The organism is Vicinamibacteria bacterium (assembly GCA_035620555.1).
Lineage (GTDB): Bacteria > Acidobacteriota > Vicinamibacteria > Marinacidobacterales > SMYC01 > DASPGQ01.
In genome coordinates this window covers 1-4,509 of record DASPGQ010000685.1, presented here as the reverse complement: position 1 = coordinate 4,509, position 4,509 = coordinate 1, and the positions used below count along the sequence as shown (strand labels likewise).

At 62.5% G+C, this 4,509-nt stretch carries 6 protein-coding genes; 5 read left to right on the top strand and 1 reads right to left on the bottom strand.

What is annotated here, in order from left to right; translation table 11 throughout:
* From VEK15_27745 to VEK15_27730, 4 genes are all read left to right on the top strand, one after another.
* A partial coding sequence (locus VEK15_27745) for a hypothetical protein (protein ID HXV64522.1) occupies positions 1-1,175 on the top strand: 1,175 nt, incomplete at its 5' end.
* The gene (locus tag VEK15_27740) at positions 1,172-1,792 is read left to right on the top strand and encodes a hypothetical protein (protein HXV64521.1); all 621 of its coding nucleotides are present in this window, start codon (positions 1,172-1,174) and stop codon (positions 1,790-1,792) included. The genes VEK15_27745 and VEK15_27740, both read left to right, overlap by 4 nt.
* 24 nt (positions 1,793-1,816) lie before the next feature.
* Positions 1,817-2,320: a hypothetical protein gene (locus tag VEK15_27735; protein ID HXV64520.1), complete on the top strand. Its 504-nt coding sequence runs from the start codon at positions 1,817-1,819 to the stop codon at positions 2,318-2,320.
* Positions 2,317-2,724: a secondary thiamine-phosphate synthase enzyme YjbQ gene (locus VEK15_27730; protein ID HXV64519.1), complete on the top strand. Its 408-nt coding sequence runs from the start codon at positions 2,317-2,319 to the stop codon at positions 2,722-2,724. Before VEK15_27735 ends, VEK15_27730 begins: the two co-directional genes overlap by 4 nt.
* A gap of 75 nt (positions 2,725-2,799) precedes the next feature.
* Here VEK15_27730 and VEK15_27725 read toward each other — a convergent pair whose 3' ends face one another.
* The gene (locus VEK15_27725) at positions 2,800-3,840 is read right to left on the bottom strand and encodes a beta-propeller fold lactonase family protein (GenBank protein ID HXV64518.1); all 1,041 of its coding nucleotides are present in this window, start codon (positions 3,838-3,840) and stop codon (positions 2,800-2,802) included.
* A gap of 277 nt (positions 3,841-4,117) precedes the next feature.
* Between VEK15_27725 and VEK15_27720 the strand changes: the two genes are divergently transcribed.
* Positions 4,118-4,509: MarC family protein (locus VEK15_27720; protein HXV64517.1), on the top strand; the 392-nt coding region annotated here is incomplete at its 3' end.

The window sequence follows — 4,509 nt, the reverse complement described above, 5'->3', positions numbered from 1 at the left end:
AGGTCCGTCTCATCTCCAATCTGGAGACCGACACGGAGAAGCTGATACAGATCGTGTTGATCGGACAGTCCGAGCTCAACGACAAGCTCGCGCAGAACGATCTGAGGCAGCTCGCTCAACGCATCACGGCCCGATATCATCTGACCCCTCTCGAAGGGCGCGAGCTCAAACAGTACATCCGGCATCGCCTCGCGGTGGCCGGGGGGATCGGCCAGGTCGACTTCACGTCGGGCGCGTTCCGGGCGATTCGACGCTACTCGAAAGGAATACCGCGGCTCATCAACCTGATCTGCGATCGTGCGCTTCTCGCCGGTTACGTTCTGGAAAGGAACGAGATCGATGCCCGGACCGTACGCCGCGCGGCAAAAGAGCTGCACCTGAGCACCTCCGGTGTCTGGTCTCGACGCCTTGCCCGTGGCGGGCTGACTGCCGTGGCAACGGGCGCCGTGGCGGGCATCGTTTTCCTCGGTCCGTGGCGTGACGCAAAAAGCGTTTCCATCGTTCCCCGGGAGAACGAGAAACCGACACCGTTGAGCGCCGGCGAGATCACCGAGCTGTTCGAGGCGAGGCTCATGACGCTGTCGGCCGATGCCTCACGTCAAGCGGCATCGGCGGTGCTCCTCGAGCGGTGGGGCGTGCGGCTGGTGGGCGGCGTCGCCGCCATTTCGCAGCTAGAAGAAATGTCGGCGCTCGCCGAGAGAGCCGCTCTCGAGTACTCGGAGCTCGAGACCAATCTCGTGCAACTCAGGGCGCTCGACATGCCGGCGGTGCTCGAGCTAACGCATCCATCGCATGAGTCCTCGCTGTACATGGTCCTCACGGGCCTGGACGAGAGCGATGCCGTCTTGTACTTTGCCCCGGGAGATTTCTTTCGCGTACCCGTCCGCGTCTTGCAGAAGTTTTGGAATGGGCGCGCCCGCCTGTTCTGGAGGGATTTCGATGCGCTCGAGGCCGCGGACGTTCCCAGCCGGCTCGCCTGGGCTCGTGGGAAGCTCGGGACACTTGGCATGCTGCCCGAGGACGCACGGGAGAGCGCGACGGGTCTCACCGACGCGGTAAAGACATTGCAGCGGAAAGTGCACTTGGAAGCGAACGGCGACGTCGATCCCAACACCCGGATGGCACTCTACAGCCTCGCCGGCGACTATCGCACGCCGCGACTCATGACGCCATGAGCTTCATACTCGACGCCCTCAAGAAGGTCGAGAAACAAAAGAGCGCCGCCGGTGCCATCCGCGTGGCCGAGGACGTATTGGGGAGGGGAACCTCTGGCGGCAGCCGACGTGAGCTTCTCATCATGGTCGGTATCGCGGTGATCTCGGCGAGCGTCACCGCCGGGGCGTTGTGGTTTCTCGGAGAAAGAGCGCCAGACAGCGAGAATACGCCCGTAGCTATCGAGGAGGTTGCCGCGCCCGAGCCGCAAGCAGCCCCGGTCGAGCGATTCCTTCCACCACTACCGCCTGAGGATCCGCCGGAGCCAACGAGCCAGAAGCCGGCCCAGGGCGAGGCCGTCCCGAATGAGGATCGCGACGAAGGATCCGTCGAGATGGTTGCGAAGCCTCCCGAAGTCCCGGTGCGCGAGGAGGAGGAGCCTGGGAACGTCGAATCGTCATCGGACCCGCCGGTGCTGGTGCTGCAGGGAACGTCGGTTCTGCGAGGAGAGCCCGTCGCGGTGATCAACGATCAACGTGTCTTCGAGGGCGATCGCGTCGAAGGGGCACTCGTCATTCGCATCGAGGAACGAGCGGTGGAGCTCGAGCTCGACGGACGACGGTTCACCATCAGGCTCTAGCAGGCGGCAGCTCTCCTATCCCGAATGCTTGTTTTTGGCCACATCGCCGCGGCAACCGTCGCCTGTCACAAGGCCGGTGACGAGGTGGATCTTCGCTGGGTCGTGGCACTCACACTCCTCGCCGATGTCGTCGACAAGCCCTTGGGGCTCGTGGTTTTTCGGGAGACCATAAACAATGGCCGCGTCTGGTTCCATTCGATCGCGGTCAACCTTGCGCTCTCGGCCGTCATTTTGCTGTGGAAAAAGCGCCCCGTCTACGTGCTCGCCCTATGGATGCATCAGCTGTGTGATCGGATGTGGATGAGGCCATGGGTCGCCCTATGGCCACTTACCGGTGCGTTCGGCTACCGGGATCTCGACTTCGAGGACTGGGTCGAAAGCGTACTCAATCCGTACAACATCACGACCGAGATCATGGGTCTCGCCGTCGTGGCCTACATGGCTCACCGCTACGGGCTGTTTCGGTGGGAACGCTTTCGCCTCTGGCTCCGTAACGGCGACCTTTCGACTTGGGGGATGACGTCGTGATCGAGGCTCTCGAGATTCGTACCCCGGGAAAGGGGCTCGTGGACGTTACCGCTGAAATCGCATCGATCGTGGATGCCGCACAAATCGAGGAGGGGCTGTGCACGGTCTTCGTCCAACACACGTCGGCGAGCTTGGTCATTCAGGAGAACGCCGACCCATCGGCGAAAAGAGACCTCGAGCGGTTTCTCGAACGGCTCGTTCCCGAGAACGATGCCCGGTACACCCATACGGCGGAAGGCCCCGATGATATGCCCGCTCACGTGAAGGCAGCGCTGACGGCAACGAGCCTTTCCGTACCCGTCACCGCGGGTCGGCTGGGGCTCGGAACCTGGCAGGGTATCTATTTGTGGGAGCATCGCCGCCGAGGAGGCAGGCGCCGACTCCTGGTCCATATCGCCAGCTGATCGCTGTCTCGGAAGTCGCACGAAGGACGCCGATAGGTGGCAGTGAATCTCGAGCTCCGATCGAACGCCGTGCGGTTACGGAATGGCAGGCCCGATCGCGATGCCCCATGGGCTTTCTCCGACTGGGATTCGATCCAGCACCTCGAACGTCTCCGTGTCTACGACCGAGACGTCGTTCGAAGGACCGTTCGCAGTGTAGAGTTTACTCCCGTCGGTACTCAGAGCGATTCCCCACGGCCTCGGCCCCACCTCGACGTTGGCTACGACCTGACCGGTGTCGAGGTCCACGACGGAAACCGTCCCCGATCGGCCGTTGCTGACGAAGAGCTTCTTGTCGTCGACGCCGACGAGTACCCCCATCGACCGAGAGCCCTGGGGGAGCGTGATGGTCTTCACCACCTCGTCATTCTCGACGTCGATCACCGAGACCGTGCCGTCGATCTCCGAGGTGACATACGCGAGGCGGCTGTCGGAAGAGAAGGCTGCGTCACGGGGCCGGTGTCCAACCGGGATCTGAGCGCGGGCAGCTCCGGTAGCGGTCTCGATGACGGTCACATTGTGATCCGTCTCGCCGGTGACGTAAACGAGCTCTCCGTCCGGGCTCGTGCGGACCCCTTCCGGCTCTTCGCCCACCGTCACCGTCTTCACGACCTGACCCCGGGCGTTGTCGACGATACTCGCCAGACCGACGTCTTCGTTCGAAACGAAGAGCATCGTTCCGTCCCGGCTCAGGTCGAAAGTCTCCGGGTCGGATCCACCGGGGAGGATACGGACCAGCTTCCGGGTCGCGGCGTCGACTACGGCGATCCCGTCCAAGGTCTTGTCGGTGACCTGAGCGGCGCAGTCCTCGTCTGACATCCAGGGTGGGCATTTGGGTGACCCCGAGAGCGCAACGTAGACCGTTCGTCCGTCGGGGCTTACACGAACGCCTCGAGGCCGCTTTCCGACGGGAACGGTGGCGACGACCTCGTTCGACGCCGTGGCGATCACGCTCAAGTTTCCGGAATCCTCGTTGGAGACATACAGCATCTCCCCCCGCGTGTGCCGGCTGCTATCGGTGCAAGCTTGCAGGAGCAAACAGACGCCCGTCAGCAAAGCAGCATTCTTTGCTCGCATCGTGAAGCAATGTTAGGCTTGACCTTCGGGGAATTCCAGCAGGCTAATGAAAAAATACGCCCCAGCCTGACGAGCGGTGGCCAAGACTTCTGCCGCGACGTCAGCGCGAATCGTCCGCATCGGGCTGCTTCGTGGGAATGAGATGTGAGCACGAAGTGCGAATAAGCGCCGCGAAGACCGAGCCGTGGCGGCCGTTCGAACACAGGTCGCGGCACGGCGTTAGCGGTAGAAAGAACCCACCCATGTCCCGATTGCTGGCGACGTCCCATCTTTCGATATGACCGTCTTTTCGGCCGCAGTCACGATGTTTCTCGTGATGGATCCTTTCGGGAACATTCCATTCTTCGTATCCGCCCTCGAGAACGTCGACCGCAACCGTCACACCAAGGTGATCCTCCGCGAGCTCCTCATCGCCCTCGGTTTTCTCGTCGGATTCCTCTTCGCCGGCCAGCACGTTCTCGACCTGCTCCATATTACGGAACCGGCTCTCAGAGCGGCGGGAGGGACGGTCCTGTTTCTGATCGCTATTCGCATGGTGTTTCCCCGGCCGGGAGGTTCGACGGCTGAGGAATTGAGCGGCGAGCCCTTCATCGTCCCGCTCGCGGTGCCCTATGTGGCAGGGCCGTCAGCGCTCGCCTCGGTGCTTCTCATCATGAATCTGGAGCCGGA